Consider the following 20,469-nt stretch of genomic DNA (forward strand, 5'->3'; position numbering starts at 1 on the left):
AAATGAATGCTTTATCCATTAGTAACCTCAATATCCTTTAATTGATTCTTTATTTTTCGATCAAATAGAAAAGGACCAAAGGGTAAAACTGATGCAATTAAGGCAAACAGGGTTCTTCTGAATGTCCAGTTAAGCTTGGATTTCGTAGGGAAAACCAAATAAACATAAGCCATAAATAGAATCCCGTGTGCCCAACCAACGTATTTTACTGCCATTGGCATGTCCATGGTGTATTTTAAGGGCATAGCAATAAATACCAGAATAAGGAAGGAAGCACCTTCTGCTATACTGATATACCTGAATCGCTTGAGGGCATTGATTTTTTTATTATCCTGCATGGGTACTTTAATGTTTCACACTCTGGGAATCTACTATTTGTTAATATTAAAAAACACTTGAAGGCTTTTCCAAAGTTTCCTTTTTAGGTTTTCTTCTTCAAAAATTATTTGTAGGTCATCTACAAAGATGTATTCTACGTCTTTTTCTGCAGTTACTTCATAGCTGACTTCTTTGAGGTGGGCCAAAGGATGGTTCAGTCTGCCAAAAATCAAAACTTTATGCGGGTTCAACTTTCTGACAGCTCTGGGGTCTAATGATTCCAGATGCGTAGAAGATACTAGGGCTATATCCTTTAGTGAATGGGAAACAGCTCTTAATATTTTTAATAAGAAGTCCTTTAGTTCGTTTGCCAATGTATCACCTTGGTAAATGACCATCAGTCCCTTCTCAAATTCTCCTTCATAGTCTATTGTACTGGATATCGATGATACATTATTATCCTTGTCTGAAGCATTATTCTCTATTGGTTCTTCAACTTTTGAGTTTTCAGAGAGAATATTTGTTTCGTACTGGTTGAATTTTCGGGCCAAAAGTAATTCTTTGGCTTCTTCAGGAATTAGTACAATATCTTCCTCCATGAATAATCCCAGTTTAAATAGGTCTATTTCTTCCATATGGCTAAAATGCTCAAAAATACATCGACAAGCAACCAAAAAAGCGGGATTTCCATAGGTATCCCGCTAAATTTATCCCCAACTTGTTGATAATCAATTTATTGGTTTTTACCCAACGCGTCTTCGAAGCCAAATATTGATTTCAATTCAACAGCATCCTTAGGGTCCATTCTTTTAGCTAATACAAGTCTCAACTGTCTTCTTCTTAATGCACCTGCAAATAATTCATCTTCTTCAGGATTAGAAGGCTCGAGTTTGGGTACTTCAATAGGGCGACCATTTTGATCTACCGCAACAAAAGTAAAAAAGGCCCTGTGCGTTTTGGTCTTTTTATTGGCAGGTATATCCTCGGCCCAGACTTCAATATATACTTCCATGGAAGAATTAAAGGAGCGGGTAACCTGCGCTTTAAGGGTTACTACATTGCCCAAAGCAATAGGATGCTGAAAAGAAATACTATCTGCTGAAGCAGTCACAACTATGCGATTGGAGTGTTTTTGAGCTGCTATAGCGCCCACAATATCCATCCAGTGCATCAGTTTACCTCCCATGAGGTTATTTAAGGTGTTGGTATCATTGGGCAATACCATCTCCGTCATGATTACTTCAGATTCTTGTACTTTCTTTATCTTCGCCATTTAAAATTTGTTTTTTACGAAAATATAAAATATGTTTCTAAGTTCTATGAACAATAACTTTAAGTTTAGAATATTGTTTTGATTACTCCCACCCTTCTTCACCTAATAGAGGTACAAAAGCAAAATTACTGAAGGACTCTTGAGTTACTTGTTTGGCTGTTTTTTTGATGAATCTCATCATTTTTTGGCTTTTTCTATCACCAACAGGAATCACCAAAATGCCACCAATTTTTAGCTGCTTTAACAAGGAATTCGGGACTATTGGTGCCCCAGCCGTAACGATTATTTTATCAAAGGGAGCTTGTTCCGGTAATCCCAAAGAACCATCTCCTTGGTAAAAGTTAATATTGATGCCAATTTTAGGTAGGAATTTTTTTGTCCGTTGAAACAGCTTTTTATTGTATTCAATGGAGTGAACTTCTGCTCCCAAAAGGTATAATATGGCTGCCTGGTAGCCTGAACCTGTCCCAATTTCCAGCACCTTATCTCCTGGTTGAACATTAAGTAATTCGGTTTGGAAAGCCACAGTAAATGGTTGGGAAATAGTCTGACCCTCGCCAATGGGGAAGGCCTTATCGTCATAAGCATGGGAATGAAGGGCACTGTCAAAAAAGAAATGACGGGGTATGGTACCTATGGCATTAAGTACTTTCTTGTCCATGATCCCTTTATTTTCAAGTGTCTTGACCAGTGCTTTTCTTTGGCCTTTATGAGAATAGCTGTCCTCCAGTTTTAGCATGCTTGATGTGTGAACTTATTTTTATCGAAACTTCTTTTTAATGCTAAGTTAATGGATTAAATGGCTTAATTTTAATTCTGAAAGGGCAATTTGAGTTATTGCCTGATTTTATGAACATTAAATTTACAGGCTTTCATGTTTACAGGTATTGTAGAGACAATGGGAGAGATAAAAGGAATTTCCCAAGAAGGTACAAATATTCATTTTGATATATCTTCTCCGATTACTGGAGAACTAAAAATAGATCAATCGGTTTCCCATAATGGTGTTTGCCTTACAGTGGTGAAAGTAGAAGGGGAAGTTTATAGGGTGACAGCCATTGATGAAACCCTTCAAAAGACAAGCCTAGGGGAGTGGTTGGTAGGAAAGAAGGTGAACCTGGAACGTTGTATGCCAGCTGATGGGCGTTTTGATGGGCATATTGTTCAAGGACATGTAGATCAAGTGGGAACTGTAGAAAATATTTCTTCCCAAGATGGTAGTTGGTTATTTGATTTTTCTTTTGATGATTCCAAGGGGAATGTAACAGTAGAGAAAGGTTCTATTACCATCAACGGTACTAGTCTAACTTGTTTTAATTCTAGACCAGGAGGTTTTTCGGTAGCCATCATCCCATATACTTATGAACATACGAATTTTCATCAATTGCAAATAGGGGATAAAGTCAATTTGGAATTTGATATTGTAGGCAAGTATATTCAGAGAATGATTAAAGGTTATGAAAATTAACTTTTATGCTAAAAGTGGAAATTAAAGAGCAGGGATAATTAATTATCCCGGCTCTTTAATTTTATCTCATTCATCCATTTCTTCTACTTTTCGAATGGCTGTCATTTTTATTTTGATTACCAACCACCATGAAAACCATCCGGCAAGCATGCCAACACAAGCACCAACGATGAGGTCAGCAGGATAATGTACCCCGAGATAGAGTCTGGTATAACTTACTACAGTTGCCCATAAGAACATCCAGCCAAAGCCTGGCACGCGCCGTTTGAATGTAAACCAAAGGTAAGTAGCCAGGGCAAATGTGTTTGCTGCATGTGAAGAAGCAAATCCAAACATGCCACCACACCTTTTATAGTTAAACATTAATCCTTCCCATCTTGGATCATGACAAGGGCGCGGGCGCTCAAAGAAAGGCTTCATAAATCCAGAGGTAGTTTGGTCACTGATCAAAATGGCCAAGAAGATTCCAATGAATATCCAAATGCTGCTTTTGCCAAGTTTTTTGATAATAACATACACCAAAAATGCATAGAAAGGAACCCAAATTAAAGTTTTGGTCATGGCATACATTACTGGATCCAGCCAATCCAAATGCAAGGAGTTTAAGAATAGAAAAAGCTCCTCATCCCATATTTTTAATGTTTCTATCACTGAATTATAAGCTTTGCCAGTCGATCCCTTTTTTTAAGTATTTTAATGTATTGGCTTCTGGAGAGCCCTCTTCTGGGATATGCATATATTCCCATTCTGCTTGAGGAGGCATGCTCATTAAGATACTTTCGGTTCGGCCATTGGTGTCCAAACCGAATTTGGTTCCTGCATCCCAAACGAGGTTAAACTCTACATAGCGTCCTCTTCTTAAGGCCTGCCACTTTTTGTGCTCATCCCCAAAAGGTAGCTGGGAGTTTTTGGCCATAAAATGGCGGTAAATTTTAGGAAAGAGATAGCCTATGGATTTCACAAAATCAAAGGTGGATTCGAAATCATTTTCTTCCGTTGATGTCAAGCGATCAAAGAAAACTCCTCCAATACCACGGGTTTCATTTCTGTGAGCTATATAAAAATAATTGTCTGCCCAGTCCTTAAATTTTGGGTAGAAATCTTTATTATATTGATCACAGGTGGTTTTTAATTCACTATGAAAGTATTTAGCATCTTCAATGTCCACGTAATGTGGTGTAAGGTCAATACCACCCCCAAACCAATATTTTCCATTGCTCATCTCAAAATACCGGATATTCATATGGATGATAGGAACCATGGGGCTGTCAGGGTGAATGACTATGGAGACACCAGTAGCATAGAAATCAGCTTTTTCAAGTTTTAATTTCTTCAGGATTTTTTCTGGGGTCGGACCATGTACGGCAGAGAAGGCTACACCACCTTTGGCAATGATATTTCCGTCTTTAATGATACGGGTTCTTCCTCCTCCTCCCATTTCACGGGTCCACAAATCTTCTTTGAATTTGGCTTTTCCATCACCTAATTCCAATTCTTTGCAAATATGGTCCTGAATGAGTTTGAAATCTTCTGAAATCTGTTCTTTACTGATTTTATGCATAGTCATTGATTGATCAAAATCTAAAATTAAATGATTAGAAAGGATATCCAATACCGATATTAAATACCGTCTGTCCTTTTTCTCCCAATGGGTTTTTGAAGGAGAGTTGGTCCAAGATGAACCTTTCTCCCTTTGGTCTTGCTGGATCAATGGCCTTAATTCCCATGTCCAACCTTAGGACCAAAAAGTCAAAGTCCATTCTGAGACCAAGGCCAGTTCCTACCGCGATTTCGCTGATGAATTCTTTGGCTTTGAATTGGGCACCCTCACGGGTTGGGTCTTCCTTTAAGGTCCATATATTTCCTGCATCAACGAAAAAGGCCCCATCGAAATAACCGAATAGTTTTCGTCGAAACTCGAACATGGCTTCCATAAGAATTTCACCAGGCTGCTCATACCTATAATCAAAATATCCGTCTTCATTTTTAATGGGCGTAAAAGATCCAGGCCCTAAGCGCCTCGGTTGCCAGGCCCTGATACTGGTACTTCCTCCAGCAAAGAAATACTTTTCATAAGGCAGAACTCCATTACTAATACCATATGGAATAGCGAGACCTGCATTGAGGCGATAGGCGAAAGTGCTTTTTCTGCTCAAAGGGATAAATCTCCTAAAATCTGACTGGAATTTTAAAAACTGGAAGTACTGTAAGCTTCTGTTTTCAAAGTTGGCTTTGTTAAGGAAATTGATGGAAGTACCACCACTTTCCATAAACAGCCGTAATAATGAAGAACGGTTTCTTTGGAATAGTCCATATTGGTTGAAGTTGATAATGGCCTGTCCAGAAACACTACTGACATAAGAGGACTGAAAAGAGTTAATTAGGTTATTACCCAGTTCCTGCAGCTCCAGTAGCCTTTCCTCGAAGGCTGGATCAAGGTTTGAGCGGATCAGGTTGGCATCAAGGGCATTGATGGTATATTGCTGTCTTTGGTTCCTAGTAGCCCAGCTATAGGCTATAATGGTGTTAAAACCTTCCCGCACATACTCTGGCCGATTGACATAATTATAACCCAAAAGCGTCCTTGTCCTTGGGTTGTAGCGGCCATATTGATTAAGTGCCTTTCTATTAAAAGGGAAGAGGAACTGAGGGAAGATCACTGATGCGGAAGTATTAAGCTCCCTACTTCTATAAACCCCTCCAGCGGTAGTAGCAGAGGCTACCCCTTCTAGACCAGCCCTAAAATTGAATTCAAAGATTTCCAAACCACGAAAGAGGTTCCTGTTTCTAAGGGAATGGCTGAAGAAAGGCCCAGGAAGCTGTTCAGTAATACTCGCACCCAACTGATTGGTGATTTGATATTTTTGATTGGGTTGGGTGTAGATTTTTGTGGTGATATTATTTCCTAGCGTATCAAAGGCAATATTCACAAACCTAAAGATATCCAGGTTGGCTAATTGCCGCTGGGTTTCCAATACTTCCGACCGGCTATAAAGATCACCCTTATTAATAAATACCCTGGAATCAATGATCTTTTCAGAATAGCGGTCTCTGTACATTATATAGGTAATATCATCATATTCCTTAATAACTTCTTGATCTAAAATGACATCAGTAGGGGTGGAAATATTGAAAATTACCGAATCGATGGTGTAAACCTTATGATCCTGCGCATAGGTTGGTTTGCGGATGATTTGTTCTATTGAAACGGTCTTTTCTAGCGTGTCTTTATAAACATTGTATTCTATATAAGACTTCGAAAAAGTATAGTACCCATTGTTTTTAAGTAGCTCTTCAACCCTTTGTCTTTCCTTTGTCAGGTCTTCTTGGTTGTATTTCTTTTTGGGAATGATGAGCTGCTTTTTCTTGTTTTCCCTGAGCAGCCGATAAATGTTGTCATTGTCTGATCGAGTGTAAAGACTGTCAATTATGTAGGGGGGATTTTCGGAGATATTATAAGTGATAAAAGCTTTTTTCTTTTTTCTCTTCACTTCAGTGCTGACCTCTGCATCAAAAAATCCATGGTTTACAAGGTAATTATTCATTTCACGTTCTGTGGCAAAGGTCTTTGCACTGTCATATATGGTTTTTGGATTGCCCGTTCGCATAAACCAGTTACCATAATCCAGCTTTTTATTTAGGTCCTCTATTTTGTTGTTTAATTTAAAAAACTTCCTTTGAAGCTTATTATTGTCAGGTTGCGCCTCCAGTTGGGCTTCCAATTCATGTTGTTGGCTGATATAATTTGCTTTTTTTTCAGCGAGACGCAGGCTATCATAATTCATCTTGCCGATATTATGTATGATTACCCCTGGAGAAAAGTTAAATATTGGTATACGGGTATTGGGGGTTTGTTTGATGAGTTCTTTTAACTTTGTCTCATTGCTGGCTTGGATTCCTTTCAGGTCAACATTATATACCAGGTACTCATTTTCCTCAAGCCCCCGAGTAAGGGAGCAGGAACAAAATAAAAGTGCGGACAGTATAAAGTTTATATATTTGGTTTTATTCACAATGTTTCGACCTTAATGATCAGCAAAAATACGCTTAAGTTTATTAAATCCTTACAACAGAAAAAATTCCGTAAGCAAGAGAATGCTTTTTTTGTTGAAGGAGCCAAAAATGTAACGGAATTATTGCAATCTGATTTTGAAGTTAACCAACTTCTTTACACAGAAAAATTCTATGAAAAGCATTCCAGTTTGGTGGATGGCTTTGTTGGCCAAAGCTTTTTAGTTTCTCAGAAAAATCTAGAGTCAGCAGGGGCTTTTAAAACGAATGATGAGGCCTTGGCGGTGGCTAAGATAAAGGAAAACCATTCTTTCGAAGTGCAGGAAGGGGAGCTGGCCATAGCATTGGATGATGTCCGTGATCCTGGAAACTTGGGAACGATTATTAGGATTGCTGATTGGTATGGGATCAATAAGCTTATTTTTTCCGAGCAAACAGCTGATTTGTATAATCCAAAAGTACTTCACGCAAGCATGGGATCATTTACCAGGATTCAATTTTTTTACACCTCACTGAAGGAATATTTGTCTCAACAGAATCAAAAAGTATATGGAGCTTTTTTGGATGGAGAGAATATACATCAGTCCCCTTTAAAAGGAGAAGGTATTATTCTTATGGGCAATGAATCAAACGGAATCTCAACAGAACTGTCCCCTCTAGTAGATTGTAAACTGACGATCCCTAGATTTGGGAGTGCGGAGTCCCTGAATGTAGCCATTGCAACAGCGGTGATTTGTGATAATTTTAAAAGAAATATTTAATAAGGATTGTTAGATGACCAAATTGAAAAAAGTGATTGTTAAGGCCGGCTTAAACGGCTTTTTTTTAGCCTTAATGGGCACGATTTTATTGGCCAATTTATTTCCTGAATGGGGAAGCGAAGAGAGTGTAATTCCATTTAAAGAGATCACTCATTATGGGGTTTCCTTTATTTTCTTCTTTTATGGAGTAAAAATGGATCCTGTAAAATTGAAGTCAGGTTTATCCAATTGGAAACTCCATCTTTTGATACAGACAACCACCTTTCTGGTCTTTCCCGTAGTTGTGCTATTGGTAAAAAGCATTTTTGGAGAGGAGGATAACAATATTTGGTTGGGTGCATTTTATCTCTCTGCGTTACCTTCCACAGTATCCGCTTCAGTGGTGATGGTCTCGATCGCAGGCGGTAATATTCCCGCCGCAATATTCAATGCCAGCATTTCCAGCATTGTTGGGATTTTTATTACACCCATATGGATGGAGCTGTTTTTGAAAGGAAGTAATATGAATTTTGATTTGATGGATACTTTTTGGCAATTGAGCCTACAGGTTTTGTTTCCCGTGATAGCAGGGTTTTTACTGCATAAAGTCTTGGGCAAGTTAGTCAATAAGTATGGGGTGTTTTTGAAATATATTGACCAGTCTATCATATTGATGATCGTATTTTCGGCTTTTTCGGCGGCAGTGGGGCAGGGGATGTTTGAAGGAGAAAGCTGGGCTTTTCTGCTTGGCCTTGGAAGTTTGATGCTGTTGCTTTTCCTGGTTATGGCCATGACCATGTTTGGCATTGGAAAGGTTTTAGGTTTTGATAGGGCAGATCAGATCACCGTTTTGTTTTGTGGCTCCAAGAAATCCCTGATACAAGGTGCAGCTATGGGGAAAGTGCTTTTTCCTGATCCAGTGACCTTTGGTGTCATTTTACTTCCAGTGATGCTTTATCATGCCCTGCAGCTGGTGATGGGGAGTATAATTGCTCAGCAGCTAGCAGACCGAAAGCCAGCGCCTGCTACCACATAGTTTCATCATAAAAAGGAGGTATCGGATGCTGCTTCCTCCATCATTCTTTCAGAAGATTCCTTGCCCAGGTATTTGTCGATGATATCATGAGCAAGATAAAGTAATGGTGTAAGCACAATGGCAACGGTAAATTTATAGATGTAATTAATAATACCTACAGCAATCAATTGCTCAATGGACCAGTTTCCAAAAACATAGAAAGCAATTCCCAAAACGACAAAGGAGTCTATTAATTGGGAAACCAATGTGGAACCGGTGGCCCTAAGCCATATCATTTTTGCTCCAGTGACTTTTCTTAATTTCTGAAATACAAAGACATCGATAAGCTGCCCCAAAAGGAAAGCGGTCAAACTGCCAATAATAATCCCTAATCCTTGCCGAAATATGGTGTTAAAGGCATAATCAATATCAAATGGCATTCCTTCTGGTGTGCTGCTGTTCACCTCCAACCAAAATTGGGCAGGTGGTAGGTTGGTGATTATTGCAATCGCTATAAAGACATAGGCGATAAAAGCAGCAGTAAGAAAACTGATTTTTCTTACTCCTTTCTTTCCAAAATATTCATTGATAATATCGGTAGTGATAAAAACTACGGGCCATAACAAAACACCGGCTGTTAAATTGAAATCAAGTACATATTCACCAAAGAAACTGATATTGGCAGGATTGAGATCCAATGTAGCTTCACCGGAAAATATTTTTACACCGATGATTTCAGCCAAAATCGCATTTGTAAGAAAAATTCCACTTAGGATAATGAAAAGGTTGGTTTTTTTGTTTTGAAAAGTATTGTTCACTTGTTTTTCCATATTGATTAAACAGTATAGGTTTCACCTTCTATGCTAAGTTCACTTCCCAAAAACACCTCTTTTGCCTCGTTTAATAAAGGATCAAGGTCTTGGTATCTCGTTGAGTAATGTCCCAAGAGTAATTTTTTCACATTTCCCTCCTTGGCTATCCTGGCAGCTTGCCTAGCTGTACTGTGGTAGGTAAGTGATGCCCTGTAAGCCTCTCTCTCCATAAATGTTGCCTCATGATAAAGTAAATCGACTCCTCGAATATAAGGTACCAAACTAGGGTCATAAATAGTATCCGAACAAAAAGCATAGCGGTGCAAAGGAGGAGCAGGGTAAGCAAATTCATCAACCTTGTAAATGGTTTTACCTTTTTCATCCTTAAAGTCCTTTCCACTTTTTAGGGTGTTAATGGCTTCAATACTCATTGGATGGGCCAATAACTGTTCTTTGATGAGGTTCCGCTGTCCTCTCTTTTCTATGATATAAAACCCTGTACAAGGCAAACGATGCTTTAGAGGAAAACTAAATACCTGGTATCTTTTGGCATCCAATAATAATTCCTTGTTTTTGGGGTTGGTGGGGACAAACTTCAGCGGATAATTTAATTGTGTATTACCATATTTAAGTTGGGTGGTAATAATTTCATCCAAGCCTTTCGGACCGTAGATGGTCAAGGGCGTTTTCCGTTTGTTTAAATGAAAAGTGGAGATCACTCCCATCAATCCGAGGTAATGATCTCCATGTAAATGTGATATAAATATGTGTTTAATCTTGGAAGATTTAACCTTATATCTTTGTAGTTGAATTTGTGTTGCTTCCCCACAATCTATCATAAGCAGGTCATTGCCCACTGTGATTATTTGGGAAGTTTGATGCCTGTCATGTGCAGGAACGGCAGAATTGGCTCCTAAAATGGTGACTGTAAATTCCAAATTTAGTTGCCGTCTTCTTCGCTACCGTTAATTTCATGCATGAATATAGCATCTGCAGCTTCCTCCTGAGAGTCCACAATGGTCAACACTTTATCCAACATGGAGATTTTAATAAGCTTGTTTACGTGATCCTGAGGTGCAGAGATAATGAAGATACCTCCATCTTCTGTAAAGGTCCTGTGCCCCACAAGTAGCGCACTTAGTCCACTCGAATCAGCATATTTTACTTGGCTCATATCCAAAACCAAATTGCGGTAGCCCTCTGCATGAACTGTTAAAAGCTCAGATTTTAATGCTGGGGAAAGTGGGGAGTCAAGTTTTTCTTCCAATAAGGTGAAAACTACAAACTGTTCTTTTTTATCTACTGAGTATTTCATGGGATTTAACTTACAAATTTTGCCATTCATATGAATAGCCTAATCACTTTTTGTGTTTCCAAGATTAAATATTTTCTGCGATGGCAGATTTAATACGATCCATCATATTACTGTTGTCAGCCTTAACAAATGCTTCACCAGTAATCTGCTCGTAAAGTTCAATATAACGTTCCGAAATATCATTTACAATATTATTTGGCATATTGGGGACACTTTGACCATCCTTGCCTTGGAAACCATTGGAGATTAACCATTGCCTAACAAATTCTTTTGAAAGTTGCTTTTGATGTTGGTTAGCTTCCTGATTGGCCTTATATCCTTCAGCATAGAAGTATCTAGAAGAATCTGGGGTATGTACCTCATCAATCAACAAAATTTCTCCATTGTACTTTCCAAATTCATATTTGGTATCGACAAGTATCAATCCCATTTCTGCTGCCATTTCTGTTCCTCTCAGGAAAAGAGCGCGGGTGTATTTTTCCAAAATGCTGTAATCTGCAGCACTTACAATTCCCTTAGCCAATATATCCTCTCTGCTGATATCTTCATCATGTCCTTCATCAGCTTTGGTAGTAGGAGTGATGATTGGCTCTGGAAGTTTATCATTTTCTTTCAAGCCTTCTGGCAAGCTTACCCCGCAAATACTCCGCTTTCCATCTCTATATTCTCTCCAAGCATGTCCAGCTAGGTATCCTCTAATAACCATTTCGACCTTGAAAGGTTCGCATTTTTTACCAATTGTTACATTGGGATCAGGCGTGGATGTTACCCAGTTTGGAACAATGTCTGAAGTCGCTTTTAGGAATTTTGCGGCTATTTGATTGAGTACTTGTCCTTTGAAAGGGATAGGGAGAGGGAGGACAACATCAAAGGCAGAAATCCTGTCTGATGCCACCACAGCAATCTTATCCTTAAACATATAGACGTCCCTTACTTTTCCCTTGTAGAATCCAGTTTGCTCAGGGAATTCAAATTGGGTTTCTTTTATTGCTGTATTCATGACAAAGCTATTTTTATATTTCCAATTGGTAAAAAACCAGAAAGGAGGGTTAATTCGATGAATAAAATTTTAAATAACAAAAATAGGGGTTAGCATTTTTTTAACCTTTCTTTCTCCCCAAAATTATTTAATTAATTTACCTTCTTTATTGAAAATTTCAGTTTTTAGAATTTCACCATCCCTATCAAAGTATTTCCACTCGTGGTATTTCTTATTATACCAAAATTCCCCTTCTTCTATTAGCTTACCATCTTCTCCGAAATGCTTATAGGGTCCCATTCTCCAATCAAGGTCATAGGTGGTGACAGTATTTAATTTTCCATTGGGATAATATACTTTTTCCTCACCTTGTTTCATTCCTGCTTTAAAGCCTCCCTCTAACAATAATTGACCATTTTGGTCAAAGCGTTGGTAAGTGCCATCCCATTGGCCCTGCTTATAGGGGATGATTTCCACTTTATTTCCTTTATCATCAAAAACGTTAACAATTCCCTCAGGGAGCTTATTGGTGAATTTGATGGTTTTGAGGATTTCACCGTTTTCATGGAAGAATTCATGGGTGATTTTTTCACCATCCTTATTATATGAAATGATTTCAGCTTTGCTTCCAGAGGGGAAATTGATGCGCTGTTGACCTATAGGTATTCCATTTTTGTATTCGGCCTCTTCTCTTAAACTACCAGAATTGTAATATGATTGGAATTTTCCTTCTGGCTTGCCTTTTTTGTAAAGACCTGTTTGAGCAATTTTTCCATTTTCAAAATAGCTGGTAAATAGTCCGTTTTGTTGACCATCTTTGTAGATCGCTTTTTCCTCCAATTTTCCACTTGGGAAATAAGCAATAAGCTCACCTTCTAATTGACCATTGTCATAATGCTCAATAGAGGAAAGCTGCCCACTTTCATAGAAGGTCTTGAAAACTCCATCCAATACACCAAAATCATAATTTGCAATGTTCATGACTTCACCAGAAGGGAAGTACTGAATGCTTTGCCCATGAGGCTTATTGGAAAAAAAGGTTGTTTTCTGTTTAATGGAGCCATCAGGATAATAGGTGCTCATTTCCCCTTCAAGTACATCTGCTGTGAAATGGGCTATTTGGATTAGGTTGCCATCCAGATCATAAGAATAGGATTCCCCTTCTCTTTTATCTTCTTTGAAATTAATGACTTTTAGGGTGTCTCGTTTTTCAGGAGAGAAATAAACAAAGAGCCCTTCTCTTTTTCCGTCTTTCCAATTGCCGGCAGTTTGTAGGGCTCCATTTTCGTAGTACAGTTTATAGGGGCCTGTAATTTGCCCGTCTACTTCTTTGTATTCTTCTTTGATTTGGGTTTTTTCCAAATCATAATAAGTGATAATCTTTTCCTGGCCAAAGACCAAATGGTTGCTGATTATAAGCAGGAATAAGGCTGGGAAAAGTTTGTTGACCATAGGGCTTAGAAAGATAGTATTTTAACTAAGGTTTTGAATGACCATGGCAGAAGCACCTCCTCCGCCATTACAAATGCCGGCAACACCAATTTTACCTTTTTTATGCTTAAGCACGGAGTTTAAAGTTGCTAGGATTCTTGCACCAGAAGCTCCTAAGGGATGGCCCAATGAAACCGCACCCCCAAATACATTTAGTTGATCTGAAGATAAGTTCAGCTGTTCTTGGTTAGCAAGGGCTACTGCGGAAAAGGCTTCGTTGATTTCATAATAATCGATATCAGCATTGCTTAAGCCTGCATTTTCTATGGCCTTGGGTATGGCTAGGGCAGGAGCAGTGGTGAACCAGATAGGATCCCTGGCGGCATCTGCAAATCCCAGGATTTTGGCAATAGGTTTCAATCCCAGTTCTTCAGCTTTTTCTTTGCTTACCAGTACCAAAGCTGCTGCTCCATCATTCATGGTGGATGCATTGGCGGCAGTTACTGTACCTTCCTTATCGAAAACAGGTCTAAGATGAGGGATCTTTTCAAAAATGACATTTTTGAATTCTTCATCTTCATCTATGACAATGCTTTCACCTTTCCGGCCTTTGATTTCTACAGGAATAACCTCTTCTTTGAAATAGCCATTTTTCCAAGCTTCTGCGGATCGCTGATAGGATTGTATGGCATATTTATCTTGTGCTTCCCTGGATATGTTCATATGCTTGGCCGTATTCTCGGCACAATTTCCCATTGGAAAATCATAGTAGACTTCATGCAAGCCATCTTTTGCCAGGCCGTCTACTAATTCACTATTGCCAAATTTATATCCAAAGCGCGCTTTTGGGATATAGTAGGGGACATTGGACATACTTTCCATTCCTCCGGCCACCATAATATTGTTTTGCCCGCACATGATTGACTGGGCGGCAAACATGACTGATTTCATCCCTGAAGAGCAAACCTTGTTTACTGTAGTACAGGGAACATTATAGTTGATTCCTGCCCCCAAGGCCGCTTGACGAGCTGGAGCTTGTCCCAAATTAGCAGAGAGCACATTCCCCATAATGACTTCCTGAACAGCTTCGGGTTCAATTTTAGCTGTTTTTAGCGCTCCCCTTATGGCCTGTGCACCTAATTCAATGGCACTGAGTCCAGATAACTTTCCTCCGAAACTCCCCAAGGGAGTTCTGACAGCAGATATGATATAAACTTCTTTCATTTGGGCTTATTGGTTATAGGGTCATAGAAATTTATCAATTACCAGTCAGGGAGGTTTTTGTCAGGTCGCTTGGTGGCCTTTTTCCTGGTTTGCTGTATATACTGCATTTCTGCATTGTTCATAGCATCTAGGATTTGCTCTGCCTGTTCTGGTGAAATATTCATCTGTTGTAATTTCTGCTTGAGTTCCTCCATTGCTTTTTCCCTTTCACTCAAATCACTCTCTTGGGTTGACTTCTCCTCGGAGGCTTCTTGACGATCGGATTTTTCGCCACGTTTTTCATCCATTTTTTCAGATTCTTCAGCACCATCTTCCTGGGTTTGCTCTTCACCCTGACCGTCCTTGGATTCTTTTTCTTGCTGTTGCTGGTCTTGCTGATCTTGATTTTGATCGCCTTCCTGTTGCTGATCTTGGTTTTGCTGATCCTGTTGATCCTTATTCTGCTCTTTTTGATCTTGGTTTTCTTTTTCCTGATCTTCTTGCAATTTATCCTTTAGAGCGTTGAGCTTCGGGTCATTGGGGTATTTCTGCAGTCCTTCCTGCAATATTTCCCCTAGCTTGGCATAATCAGTATTGACATATTGTTTGGCTGCTTGGTTAAAATATGCCATGGCAGTTTGGGCCTGCACATTTTCTGAAGCCAAGCCGAAAAACAGCATGCCAATGGAAAAGCAAATTATTTTAATTTTCATTGATTTCATTGATGTCTCCTAAGTTCTTAATAAACTCCTGATAGTGAGAAACAGTTTCATCGATTTCCAATGCCTTGTTCATGATATCCAAAGCTTCTTTAAATTTGAATTGGTCTACCAATTCATCAGCTTGGGCTTTCATGCGTTTGGCATAATTGGATGGTTCCTGCTGGTCCTGGTTTTCATTCTGCTCCTGATCCTTTTGTTGGTCTTCATTTTGTTCCAGCCATCTGGCTAATAGCTCATAGTTATAACGTGCTATGTCATTGGTAGGATCTTTGATCAATGCCGTTTTAAATGCCTGTAGGGCTTCCTGATATTTTTCGCCTCTACCATGTAATACGCCGTTTTGGTTGGCTGCTGATGAGGCAATGGCCTTATTATTGGCAGCACTGAGCTCAAGGAATTTCCTTTGGGCTTCTTCTTGCTGCTCATTAAACTGATAACTTAAGGCGAGGTCAAAATTTGCTTCCTCAGCGGTTATACCAAATTCATTGAGTAGGCTCAGATGCTGACGTACTGATTCCTCATATTCTGCTTTGGCATATTGTTCTGCAGCTTGGTCTATGGCCTTGTTTCTCTCAGAAATTTGGCTCCAAGATGAAGGGATCAATAGAAGTGTGGTCAGAATAATCTTATTCATAGTTATGGGGCATCTCTATTTACATACTGATTGTCCTAAGCGGTAAGATCATGTCCAATAGGGCAAGGCCCAAAGCCGCTAATAAGAAATAGAAATATTTATTGGCAGAGGCTTCTACGGTTCTGGAGCCGGTAACAGTGCCTTCTACTTTTTCAATGACAGTAATCAACTGCGGGATTTCCTGTGCATTATTACTGATTTCAAAATATTGTCCATTGGTCTCACTGGCAATCCTTTTCAAAGTAGTGCTTGAAAGTTTACTGATTGCTGGACCGCTGGAGTTTTTGTCCATCATTACACCACTTCCCTTGGGGATAGTACTTCCTTTTTCGGTACCAACACCGAGGCTGAAAACCCGAATTCCCTCTTCTTTCATGTTTTCTATAATAGTGTTGAGGTTGTCTCCAAAGTTTTCCCCATCGCTAATCAAGACTATGGATTTTGACTTTGGATCTTGGTTTTCATCTGTTTTGAACTTTTGAATGGCAAGTGCCAATGGAGCGGCAATATCAGTTCCATAATTAGGGACAAGATTGGTGTGGAGACCATCCAAATGAAGCTGCAGTACATTCTGGTCAAAAGTCAAGGGACACTGCACGAAGGCCTCAGAACTGAATATGATCAGTCCAATTCGGTCAGTGCTGAAATTCTTGATTAAGTTTTTAAGCTCAAATTTTACCCTCTGCAGCCTTGAAGGACCTATATCCTGGGCATTCATGGACTGCGAAAGGTCTATTGCTATGAATATGTCCTTACCTTCTTGTTTTATTTCCTTGGTGGCATTGCCTACGGAAGGGCCAGCCAAGGCTACCAGAAACAAAAGGAAATAAAGTATCCTCAGGCCCATTTTCAACAAAAGGCGGTGAGTTTTGACTTTTAACTTTTTATTAATAATGTAAAAACGGTATAAATATACCGTATAGAGCAGTGTGAAAATCACTGCCATTATTGTCAACAAAGAAACATTAGGATATGCCCAAATCATGCCTTGAAATTAGGAATTTTAAATCAAAACGAAACAATGCCCATAAAATTATTACGGTCCATTGGCTATAGCTGGTACGTATGTCGGAGTAATTAGTTAATAGTAAACTTACTAGCATAGATATCACAAAAAAAATACTAACTTAAATTGGAATTTTGTTTTCAGGCAGAATGATTAAAGTAAAGGATTTTGATTACCCATGTACCCAAATAGAATAACCAAGAGTTTCCCTATGAAGCATTTTTTGTTTTGCCTGATGATTTTTTGGCTGATTGGCTTTTGTCCTTTTATGGGGATCGCTCAGGAAATAAAGAAAATCAAAGGAGTTATAAGTTCTGAAAAGACAGGAGAAGCACTCCCTGGGGCATCCATTTTTTGGCTGGGGGAAGAAACCAAAGGCGTGGTCAGTGATGAAAAGGGTTTTTTTGACATAGAGGTAATCGAACTGCCCCAAACCTTGGTAATTACTTTCGTGGGATATGAAATAAAGCATATACCAATAGATAGAGCCAATTTAAGCACAGAGTTAAAGTTGGAATTGGGTGAACTGTTACAGAATTTGGAAGAGGTGGTAATAGAAGGAGGCAGTGAAGATTCACCAATTGAGAGTGTTGATTTGGGTAGGAATACCATTCCCATTAGTACATTAAAAAATATCCCCTCCCTATTTGGAGAAGTAGATGTACTCAGAAGTCTACAGTTATTGCCTGGAATACAGACCGCAGGTGAAGGCACTACAGGATTATTTGTCCGGGGTGGTTCATCCGACCAAAACCTGATACAACTTGATGGGGCTCCAGTCTACAATCCATCTCACTTTTTCGGGTTTTTCTCTGTTTTCAACCCTGATGCTTTGGAAAGCGTGGACCTCTACAGGGGGAATATTCCAGCCAGAATGGGAGGGAGACTATCATCGGTTGTAGATGTGAAGATGAAAACCGGTCGGACGGACCGGATTCATGGTGAGGGTGGAATAGGAACCATCAGTTCTAAATTGAGCCTTGATGGACCTTTGTTTTCAGATAAATCATCATTTGTACTATCAGCTCGAAGAACATATGCAGATTTGTTTTTGAAGGCTTTTGGAAGTGATGAAGTGAAAAATAACCTGCTGTATTTTTATGATTTAGGAGGGAAGCTGGAATTTCGGACAAGTGATAGGGATAAGCTCACGTTTACTACTTTTTTAGGAAATGATTATTTGGAAGTAGATGGCCTTTTTGCCTTTGGCTGGAAAAACTGGGTGAATAGCCTTAACTGGAATAGATTAATCAAGGAAAACCTGTTTTTGGAAATCAATGGATATTATTCCCAGTACGGATATAATCTAATTATCGAAGACGAGGAAGATGGGTTTAGCTGGGAGAACCTCTTGTCTGAAGGAGGCTTAAGAGGAATAATCAACTGGTCCGTTAATGATAAGATCAATTTAGAAGGAGGTTTTCAAAACCGGTATTACCATTTTTTCCCTTTAGAAATGGAAGTTGAGCCTGGGAGCAGTTTGGAACCTGTGGTGACCAATCCTGTCAATGCTTTTCAGTACGACGCATTTGTTTCTGGGAATTTTGATATTAATGAAAGACTAAAAGTAGAAGCGGGTTTAAGGGTAAGTGCCTATCATCAAATTGGGAAAGGAGCAGAATATATTTATAGAGATGGTCCAAGTAGTGAGGAAGAGGATATATTGGATACGCTCTTTTACAAACCATTTAAAAAAATGCAGTTTTACCATGGATTGGAACCCCGCTTAGCTTTTAGGTTTAAGATTAATGAGCAACTTTCCCTCAAGGCAGCCTATAATAGAAATTACCAATATTTACAGATTGCTGCTAACAATTCAGCTGGACTCCCTATAGATAGATGGGTTTTATCAAATAGGTATATTGACCCACTTAGTCTCGATCAATATTCACTTGGGATATTCAAATCATTTGGAGAGCAAGATTGGGATTTGTCTTTGGAAGGATATTATAAGGACTATGATAATATCGTGGATGTAAAACAGGGGGCTGATTTATTATTCACTGACAATATTGAGGCAGAGTTGCTAAAAGGCCAAGCTTGGTCTTATGGGGCTGAACTTATGCTGAAGAAAAATTCGGGAAGTTTTACAGGCTGGCTAAGCTATACTTATTCAAGGACTTTCCGGAAAGTACCAGGTATCAGTTTGGGAGAAGCCTATAACCCTAGGTATGATAGGCCTCACGACTTAAGTTTGGTCTTGCAACGAACAATTAATCCAAGATTACTGGCCAATATTACCTTTATATATTCTACGGGCCAGGCAGTCAGTTTTCCCGTGGGTTCCTATGCTATGGATAGACAGGAAATCCCACTATATGGGCCCATAAGAAATGAAGACCGTTTTCCTGACTATCACCGGATGGACGCTTCAATTACCTGGAAAAATAAAGACAAGGGTAAAAAATGGAAAGGAAGCTGGAATTTCAGTATATATAACCTTTATGCTAGAAAGAATCCCTATTTATACCAGTTTACAGATATCATCAATAATGATGTGAATTATCAATCCTCCCCAGACGATGAAATATTTTCAAGAAGGCCCGGAGTGGTAATGACTTATCTGTTTACTGTATTGCCATCGATATCTTATAATTTTGAATTTTAAACTTATGAAGTCCTCAAAATACGGCATAGTAATCATTACTATTCTTCTTCTTAGCTCCTGTTTGGAAGAAGTTAGGCCGGTATTACAAACTGCTCCTTCCCAGACGGTTATTGAGGGTATATGGACTGATAATAGAAGTATTAATGAGGTGATTATAAGCCAAAGTCATGATTATTATGATTCTACTGGTTATAAGTCGGTAGAATCTGCAGAAGTATATATAATAGAAGAAGATAGGCAGAGAAGGATTGATTTTCAGTTTGTGAGCAGTTCTTTGAAATATCTTCCCGAAACCAATATTGTTCCAAGGGAAGGAAGAGTTTATTCGCTGCATGTGAAACTGGGAGGTGAACATCATGTGTCAAGTGGTACATTATTGGAGGCACCAGAAATAGACAGCCTAACTTATTCCTATAAAGAAGGAAATTTGATCAGAGATGAGGGGTATTATATAAAGGTGAATGGGAAAATCCCTTTTGAAGAAAATAATTATTATAGGGTGAAAGTGGTGAGGAATGATACCTTGTTAAACAGAAGGGGGGATTATCTGCTTTTTGATGATACCTTTGGAAAAGGAGCCATAGAAGATGGTTTTGATATTGATAATATTGTTTTCAAAAAGGGAGATGTGGCCAGGGTGTCCCTGTATAGATTGAACAAAGATGCCTATGATTATCTGAAGAGCCTCCAAGGATTCCTTTTCAATGATGGAGGACTTTTTAGTCCTTTGCCCGAAAATCCACCAAGTAATATCCAATTGCTTGAAGGTGAGAATGCTGCTTTGGGATATTTTATGGTAGGTCCAGTAGTAACAGAAACAATAACGATAGAATAAGGGACTAATAAGGTTTTATGAGCTAATTTTTAAGGGGCTCTTTATGATTTTTTTGTATTTTTAGCTTTTGAAGTCGCAAAGAATGGCTTCAAAAAGGAT

The 20,469-nt window shown here is 38.9% G+C and carries 21 protein-coding genes; 5 read left to right on the forward strand and 16 right to left on the reverse strand.

Annotated features, from left to right (window positions below; translation table 11 throughout):
• Positions 1 to 11: 11 nt before the first annotated feature.
• The 4 genes from KMW37_RS06425 to KMW37_RS06440 all read right to left on the reverse strand — a co-directional run bounded on the left by KMW37_RS06425 (position 12) and on the right by KMW37_RS06440 (position 2,330).
• On the reverse strand, positions 12 to 338 hold the full coding sequence (locus KMW37_RS06425; RefSeq protein ID WP_215223779.1) for a DUF3817 domain-containing protein: 327 nt from the start codon (positions 336 to 338) through the stop codon (positions 12 to 14).
• Between the two features lie 33 nt (positions 339 to 371).
• Positions 372 to 917, reverse strand: coding sequence for a hypothetical protein (locus KMW37_RS06430; RefSeq protein ID WP_246581361.1), 546 nt, complete (start codon positions 915 to 917; stop codon positions 372 to 374).
• 134 nt (positions 918 to 1,051) lie between these two features.
• Positions 1,052 to 1,591, reverse strand: a complete 540-nt coding sequence (locus KMW37_RS06435; protein WP_215223781.1) for an acyl-CoA thioesterase — start codon at positions 1,589 to 1,591, stop codon at positions 1,052 to 1,054.
• A gap of 82 nt (positions 1,592 to 1,673) precedes the next feature.
• Positions 1,674 to 2,330, reverse strand: coding sequence for a protein-L-isoaspartate(D-aspartate) O-methyltransferase (locus KMW37_RS06440; protein WP_215223782.1), 657 nt, complete (start codon positions 2,328 to 2,330; stop codon positions 1,674 to 1,676).
• Positions 2,331 to 2,465: 135 nt separating this feature from the next.
• On the opposite strand from KMW37_RS06440, the gene KMW37_RS06445 reads away from it, so the two are divergent.
• Positions 2,466 to 3,059, forward strand: coding sequence for a riboflavin synthase (locus KMW37_RS06445; protein ID WP_215223783.1), 594 nt, complete (start codon positions 2,466 to 2,468; stop codon positions 3,057 to 3,059).
• A 66-nt stretch (positions 3,060 to 3,125) separates the two neighbouring features.
• Here the strand turns inward: KMW37_RS06445 and KMW37_RS06450 are convergent, their stop codons facing one another.
• From KMW37_RS06450 to tamL, 3 genes are read right to left on the reverse strand one after another with little or no spacing between them, the layout of a single operon-like run.
• On the reverse strand, positions 3,126 to 3,710 hold the full coding sequence (locus tag KMW37_RS06450; RefSeq protein ID WP_215223784.1) for a phosphatase PAP2 family protein: 585 nt from the start codon (positions 3,708 to 3,710) through the stop codon (positions 3,126 to 3,128).
• Between the two features lie 4 nt (positions 3,711 to 3,714).
• The gene (gene hemF, locus KMW37_RS06455; RefSeq protein WP_215223785.1) at positions 3,715 to 4,620 is read right to left on the reverse strand and encodes an oxygen-dependent coproporphyrinogen oxidase; all 906 of its coding nucleotides are present in this window, start codon (positions 4,618 to 4,620) and stop codon (positions 3,715 to 3,717) included.
• Positions 4,621 to 4,654: 34 nt separating this feature from the next.
• Positions 4,655 to 7,072 (reverse strand): translocation and assembly module lipoprotein TamL, encoded by a 2,418-nt coding sequence (gene tamL, locus KMW37_RS06460; RefSeq protein ID WP_215223786.1) that lies wholly within the window; start codon positions 7,070 to 7,072, stop codon positions 4,655 to 4,657.
• Between the two features lie 15 nt (positions 7,073 to 7,087).
• Between tamL and KMW37_RS06465 the strand changes: the two genes are divergently transcribed.
• On the forward strand, positions 7,088 to 7,831 hold the full coding sequence (locus KMW37_RS06465) for a TrmH family RNA methyltransferase (protein WP_215223787.1): 744 nt from the start codon (positions 7,088 to 7,090) through the stop codon (positions 7,829 to 7,831).
• 13 nt (positions 7,832 to 7,844) lie between these two features.
• Positions 7,845 to 8,846 (forward strand): bile acid:sodium symporter family protein, encoded by a 1,002-nt coding sequence (locus KMW37_RS06470; RefSeq protein WP_215223788.1) that lies wholly within the window; start codon positions 7,845 to 7,847, stop codon positions 8,844 to 8,846.
• A 5-nt stretch (positions 8,847 to 8,851) separates the two neighbouring features.
• On the opposite strand, the gene KMW37_RS06475 is transcribed toward KMW37_RS06470, so the two are convergent.
• The 9 genes from KMW37_RS06475 to KMW37_RS06515 form a co-directional block, all read right to left on the reverse strand.
• Positions 8,852 to 9,655 carry a queuosine precursor transporter gene (locus tag KMW37_RS06475; protein WP_215223789.1) on the reverse strand — a complete coding sequence of 268 codons (804 nt, stop codon included), beginning with the start codon at positions 9,653 to 9,655 and terminating at the stop codon, positions 8,852 to 8,854.
• A 5-nt stretch (positions 9,656 to 9,660) separates the two neighbouring features.
• Positions 9,661 to 10,575: a ribonuclease Z gene (locus KMW37_RS06480; RefSeq protein WP_215223790.1), complete on the reverse strand. Its 915-nt coding sequence runs from the start codon at positions 10,573 to 10,575 to the stop codon at positions 9,661 to 9,663.
• A 2-nt stretch (positions 10,576 to 10,577) separates the two neighbouring features.
• Entirely contained in the window at positions 10,578 to 10,952 is a 375-nt protein-coding gene (locus KMW37_RS06485) for an STAS domain-containing protein (protein ID WP_215223791.1), read from the reverse strand.
• Positions 10,953 to 11,016: 64 nt separating this feature from the next.
• On the reverse strand, positions 11,017 to 11,952 hold the full coding sequence (locus KMW37_RS06490; RefSeq protein WP_215223792.1) for a phosphoribosylaminoimidazolesuccinocarboxamide synthase: 936 nt from the start codon (positions 11,950 to 11,952) through the stop codon (positions 11,017 to 11,019).
• A 123-nt stretch (positions 11,953 to 12,075) separates the two neighbouring features.
• Positions 12,076 to 13,383, reverse strand: a complete 1,308-nt coding sequence (locus tag KMW37_RS06495) for a toxin-antitoxin system YwqK family antitoxin (protein WP_215223793.1) — start codon at positions 13,381 to 13,383, stop codon at positions 12,076 to 12,078.
• 21 nt (positions 13,384 to 13,404) lie between these two features.
• Positions 13,405 to 14,586 carry an acetyl-CoA C-acyltransferase gene (locus tag KMW37_RS06500; RefSeq protein WP_215223794.1) on the reverse strand — a complete coding sequence of 394 codons (1,182 nt, stop codon included), beginning with the start codon at positions 14,584 to 14,586 and terminating at the stop codon, positions 13,405 to 13,407.
• 38 nt (positions 14,587 to 14,624) lie between these two features.
• On the reverse strand, positions 14,625 to 15,278 hold the full coding sequence (locus tag KMW37_RS06505) for a hypothetical protein (protein WP_246581362.1): 654 nt from the start codon (positions 15,276 to 15,278) through the stop codon (positions 14,625 to 14,627).
• Positions 15,268 to 15,921 (reverse strand): tetratricopeptide repeat protein, encoded by a 654-nt coding sequence (locus KMW37_RS06510; RefSeq protein ID WP_215223796.1) that lies wholly within the window; start codon positions 15,919 to 15,921, stop codon positions 15,268 to 15,270. The genes KMW37_RS06505 and KMW37_RS06510 overlap by 11 nt, the downstream gene beginning before the upstream one ends.
• Before the next feature lie 19 nt (positions 15,922 to 15,940).
• Positions 15,941 to 16,906, reverse strand: a complete 966-nt coding sequence (locus KMW37_RS06515; protein ID WP_215223797.1) for a vWA domain-containing protein — start codon at positions 16,904 to 16,906, stop codon at positions 15,941 to 15,943.
• A gap of 232 nt (positions 16,907 to 17,138) precedes the next feature.
• On the opposite strand from KMW37_RS06515, the gene KMW37_RS06520 reads away from it, so the two are divergent.
• Together KMW37_RS06520 and KMW37_RS06525 are read left to right on the forward strand one after the other, a co-directional pair.
• On the forward strand, positions 17,139 to 19,535 hold the full coding sequence (locus KMW37_RS06520; protein ID WP_246581363.1) for a TonB-dependent receptor: 2,397 nt from the start codon (positions 17,139 to 17,141) through the stop codon (positions 19,533 to 19,535).
• 4 nt (positions 19,536 to 19,539) lie between these two features.
• The gene (locus KMW37_RS06525; protein ID WP_215223798.1) at positions 19,540 to 20,370 is read left to right on the forward strand and encodes a DUF4249 domain-containing protein; all 831 of its coding nucleotides are present in this window, start codon (positions 19,540 to 19,542) and stop codon (positions 20,368 to 20,370) included.
• Positions 20,371 to 20,469 lie beyond the last annotated feature (99 nt).

The organism is Echinicola shivajiensis (assembly GCF_018642165.1).
GTDB lineage: Bacteria > Bacteroidota > Bacteroidia > Cytophagales > Cyclobacteriaceae > Echinicola > Echinicola shivajiensis.

Coding starts and splice junctions, on each gene's coding strand:
- KMW37_RS06425 (WP_215223779.1), bottom strand. CDS start 338: ATGCAGGATAATAAAAAAATCAATGCCCTCAAGCGATTCAGGTATATC.
- KMW37_RS06430 (WP_246581361.1), bottom strand. CDS start 917: ATGGAGGAAGATATTGTACTAATTCCTGAAGAAGCCAAAGAATTACTT.
- KMW37_RS06435 (WP_215223781.1), bottom strand. CDS start 1,591: ATGGCGAAGATAAAGAAAGTACAAGAATCTGAAGTAATCATGACGGAG.
- KMW37_RS06440 (WP_215223782.1), bottom strand. CDS start 2,330: ATGCTAAAACTGGAGGACAGCTATTCTCATAAAGGCCAAAGAAAAGCA.
- KMW37_RS06445 (WP_215223783.1), top strand. CDS start 2,466: ATGTTTACAGGTATTGTAGAGACAATGGGAGAGATAAAAGGAATTTCC.
- hemF (WP_215223785.1), bottom strand. CDS start 4,620: ATGCATAAAATCAGTAAAGAACAGATTTCAGAAGATTTCAAACTCATT.
- KMW37_RS06465 (WP_215223787.1), top strand. CDS start 7,088: ATGATCAGCAAAAATACGCTTAAGTTTATTAAATCCTTACAACAGAAA.
- KMW37_RS06470 (WP_215223788.1), top strand. CDS start 7,845: ATGACCAAATTGAAAAAAGTGATTGTTAAGGCCGGCTTAAACGGCTTT.
- KMW37_RS06475 (WP_215223789.1), bottom strand. CDS start 9,655: ATGGAAAAACAAGTGAACAATACTTTTCAAAACAAAAAAACCAACCTT.
- KMW37_RS06485 (WP_215223791.1), bottom strand. CDS start 10,952: ATGAAATACTCAGTAGATAAAAAAGAACAGTTTGTAGTTTTCACCTTA.
- KMW37_RS06490 (WP_215223792.1), bottom strand. CDS start 11,952: ATGAATACAGCAATAAAAGAAACCCAATTTGAATTCCCTGAGCAAACT.
- KMW37_RS06495 (WP_215223793.1), bottom strand. CDS start 13,383: ATGGTCAACAAACTTTTCCCAGCCTTATTCCTGCTTATAATCAGCAAC.
- KMW37_RS06500 (WP_215223794.1), bottom strand. CDS start 14,586: ATGAAAGAAGTTTATATCATATCTGCTGTCAGAACTCCCTTGGGGAGT.
- KMW37_RS06505 (WP_246581362.1), bottom strand. CDS start 15,278: ATGAAAATTAAAATAATTTGCTTTTCCATTGGCATGCTGTTTTTCGGC.
- KMW37_RS06510 (WP_215223796.1), bottom strand. CDS start 15,921: ATGAATAAGATTATTCTGACCACACTTCTATTGATCCCTTCATCTTGG.
- KMW37_RS06515 (WP_215223797.1), bottom strand. CDS start 16,906: ATGATTTGGGCATATCCTAATGTTTCTTTGTTGACAATAATGGCAGTG.
- KMW37_RS06520 (WP_246581363.1), top strand. CDS start 17,139: ATGAAGCATTTTTTGTTTTGCCTGATGATTTTTTGGCTGATTGGCTTT.
- KMW37_RS06525 (WP_215223798.1), top strand. CDS start 19,540: ATGAAGTCCTCAAAATACGGCATAGTAATCATTACTATTCTTCTTCTT.